At 70.5% G+C, this 3590-nt stretch carries 3 protein-coding genes and 1 pseudogene; all 4 read left to right on the forward strand.

The genetic code is table 11. From position 1 onward, the window contains the following. A pseudogene (locus CUD01_RS16125) lies at positions 1–215 on the forward strand (DNA replication/repair protein RecF); the annotation flags it as partial. Next, entirely contained in the window at positions 205–753 is a 549-nt protein-coding gene (locus tag CUD01_RS16130) for a DciA family protein (protein ID WP_141322509.1), read from the forward strand. The pseudogene CUD01_RS16125 and the gene CUD01_RS16130, both read left to right, overlap by 11 nt. A 211-nt stretch (positions 754–964) precedes the next feature. Further along, a complete protein-coding gene (gyrB, locus tag CUD01_RS16135; RefSeq protein ID WP_141322510.1) occupies positions 965–2995 on the forward strand; it encodes a DNA topoisomerase (ATP-hydrolyzing) subunit B in 2031 nt (676 codons plus the stop codon). Positions 2996–3049: 54 nt separating this feature from the next. Continuing rightward, positions 3050–3590, forward strand: a 541-nt coding sequence (locus CUD01_RS16140; RefSeq protein WP_280525836.1) for a DNA gyrase subunit A, incomplete at its 3' end; no start/stop codon positions are given.

Below are 3590 nucleotides of genomic sequence, written 5' to 3' on the forward strand. Positions count from 1 at the left end.
CGGGCGGGCCGCAGGGTGGGCCGGACGACGAGCCGGTGCTCATCCTCGACGACGTGTTCGCCGAGCTCGACGCCCGCCGCCGCGAGCGGCTCGCGGAGCTCGTCGCGCCCGCGCGGCAGGTGCTCATCACGGCGGCCGTCGCGGCGGACGTGCCGCAGCCGCTGGCCGGCGGGCGGGTCGACGTCATGGCGGGCGAGGTGTCGCGTGTCCTCTGACCAGGCAGGGGGGCCGGCGGGCACGCGTGCGCTGCGTGAGCTCGTGGAGCTCACCCCTGAGCGGCAGGTCGCGGCGGCGGCGCTGGGCCGCGCGAAGGAGAGCGCCCGCCGACGCGGCCTGCGCCCCGGAGATGCGGCGCGGGTGCGTCGTGAGGTGCAGCTCGGGGACGCACGGCCCGGCGGGCGGGACCCGCGGACGGTCGGCGAGGCGCTGGACCAGCTGATCGGGCAGCTCGCGTGGTCGCCGGGTGTCACGGCGGGCACGATCCAGGCGCGGTGGTCGCAGATCCTCGGCGACGAGGTCGCGTCGCACACGCAGTACGTGTCGTTCGAGGGCGGCGTGCTGACGATGCGGGCGGACTCGACGGCGTGGGCGACCAACCTGCGCTGGGCGGTGCCGACGATGCTGCGTATGCTCGCGGAGGCGGTCGGCGAGGGTGTCGTCGTCGAGATCGAGGTCCAGGGACCGGGCGGTCCGGGGTTCGGCCGGGGTCCGCGCAGCGTCAAGGGCAGGGGCGTGCGGGACACGTACGGGTGAGCGTGCGCACGCGGTCGTCGGACCTTCACGGAACCCGCCGCCCGCGGACGGGCCGTTCAGCGGGGTCAGGGCCCCTGGTGCGGGTAGACTTCTAGGGTCATTCCTGGCGCCCTGGTGCCCGGAACTCCAACGTCACGGAGTGATCTGCCCTCCTCGCGGTCGGGCGGCCCGCTCCGGCGCGTTTCGCAGATCTCGAGGAGCACCCCCGCCCGTGGCCGAGCAGCCCAGCCCCAAGCCCGAGTCCGGCGGCAGCTACGACGCCGACGCGATCACCGTCCTCGAAGGGCTGGAGGCGGTCCGCAAGCGCCCCGGCATGTACATCGGGTCGACGGGTGAGCGCGGACTGCACCACCTCGTCTACGAGGTCGTCGACAACTCGGTCGACGAGGCCCTCGCCGGCTACTGCGACCACATCGAGGTGACGCTGCTGGCCGACGGCGGCGTGCGCGTCGTCGACAACGGCCGTGGCATCCCCGTCGCGATCCACCCGACCGAGGGCAAGCCGACGCTCGAGGTCGTCATGACGATCCTGCACGCGGGCGGCAAGTTCGGCGGTGGCGGCTACGCCGTGTCGGGCGGTCTGCACGGCGTCGGCGTGTCCGTGGTGAACGCGCTGTCGAAGCGCGTGGAGTCGGTCGTCCGGCGGGACGGCTTCACGTGGGAGATGGACTTCGAGAACGGTGGCCACCCCGTGGGCGGCATCCGCAAGGGTGAGCCGACGCAGGAGACGGGCACCCAGCAGACGTTCTGGGCGGACGACACGATCTTCGAGACGGTCGAGTACGACTTCGAGACGCTGCGCAGCCGGTTCCAGCAGATGGCGTTCCTGAACAAGGGCCTGCAGATCACGCTGACCGACGAGCGTCCGCAGCACCTGGGCACCGAGGACGAGGTCGCGGGTGAGCCGGACGCGCCCGACGCCGACGACAAGCCGGCCGCGCGCACGGTCACGTACCGGTACGACGACGGCCTGCTCGACTACGTCAAGCACCTGAACTCGGCGAAGAAGGTCGAGCTCGTGCACCCCGACGTCATCGACTTCGAGGCGGAGGACACGGACAAGCGCATCTCGGTGGAGATCGCGATGCAGTGGACCACGGCCTACTCGGAGTCGGTCCACACGTACGCCAACACGATCTCGACGACCGAGGGCGGCACGCACGAGGAGGGCTTCCGTGCGGCGATGACCGGTCTGATCAACCGGTACGCGCGGGACAAGAACCTGCTCAAGGACAAGGACGAGAACCTCACGGGCGACGACATCCGCGAGGGCCTGACGGCGGTGATCTCGGTCAAGCTCGGCGAGCCGCAGTTCGAGGGCCAGACGAAGACGAAGCTCGGCAACACCGAGGCGAAGACGTTCGTGCAGCGTGTGGTCACCGACCAGCTCGGCGACTGGCTCGACTCGCACCCGAACGAGGCGCGCGACGTGATCCGCAAGTCGATCCAGGCGTCGGCCGCGCGCATGGCGGCGCGCAAGGCGCGGGAGGCGACGCGGCGCAAGGGCCTGCTCGAGTCGGGCGGCATGCCCGGCAAGCTCAAGGACTGCCAGTCGAACCGGCCCGAGGAGTGCGAGGTCTTCATCGTCGAGGGCGACTCGGCCGGCGGCTCGGCGGTGCGTGGGCGCAACCCGCGCACGCAGGCGATCCTGCCGATCCGCGGCAAGATCCTCAACGTCGAGCGCGCGCGGCTCGACCGGGCGCTCAGCAACCTCGAGGTGCAGGCGCTGATCACCGCGTTCGGCACGGGCATCGGCGAGGACTTCGACCTCGCCAAGCTGCGGTACCACAAGATCGTCCTCATGGCCGACGCCGACGTGGACGGCCAGCACATCCGCACGCTGCTGCTCACCCTGCTGTTCCGGTACATGCCGGACCTCATCAAGAACGGGCACGTGTACATGGCGCAGCCGCCGCTGTACCGGATCAAGTGGTCCAACGCGGAGCACGACTACGTGTACTCGGACCGCGAGCGGGACGCGTTCATCGTCGAGGGTCAGGCCGCGGGCAAGCGGCTGCCCAAGGAGAACTCGATCCAGCGGTACAAGGGTCTGGGCGAGATGGACTACTCGGAGCTGTGGGAGACGACCATGTCGCCCGAGCACCGCACGCTCCTGCAGGTCACGCTCGACGAGGCCGCGGCCGCCGACGAGATCTTCTCGGTCCTCATGGGTGAGGACGTCGAGGCTCGTCGTTCCTTCATCCAGCGCAACGCCAAGGACGTCCGCTTCCTCGATATCTAGTCGACGACGAGCGCGCGACCTCCCCCGCTTCTCCCGCACCACCGAAGGACTGACGTGACCGACATCCCGAACGACGACGGCATCGAGCACGGCCGGATCGACCAGGTCGACCTGCAGCTCGAGATGCAGCGGTCGTACCTGGACTACGCGATGGCGGTCATCGTCGGGCGTGCGCTGCCCGACGTGCGCGACGGCCTCAAGCCGGTGCACCGTCGCGTGCTGTACGCGATGTACGACGGCGGCTACCGCCCGGACCGCCAGTTCTCGAAGTGCAGCCGCGTCGTCGGCGACGTCATGGGCAAGTACCACCCGCACGGCGACAGCGCGATCTACGACGCGCTCGTCCGCCTGGTGCAGGACTGGTCGCTGCGCTACCCGCTGGTCGCGGGCCAGGGGAACTTCGGCTCCCCCGGTGACGACCCGGCGGCCGCGCCCCGGTACACCGAGTGCAAGATGGCCCCGCTCGCCATGGAGATGGTGCGGGACATCGACGAGGACACGGTCGAGTTCGGCGACAACTACGACGGCCGCACGCAGGAGCCGCAGGTCCTGCCGAGCCGCTTCCCGAACCTGCTGGTCAACGGCTCGGCGGGCA

This window comes from Cellulomonas uda (genome assembly GCF_006538705.1).
Lineage (GTDB): Bacteria > Actinomycetota > Actinomycetes > Actinomycetales > Cellulomonadaceae > Cellulomonas > Cellulomonas uda.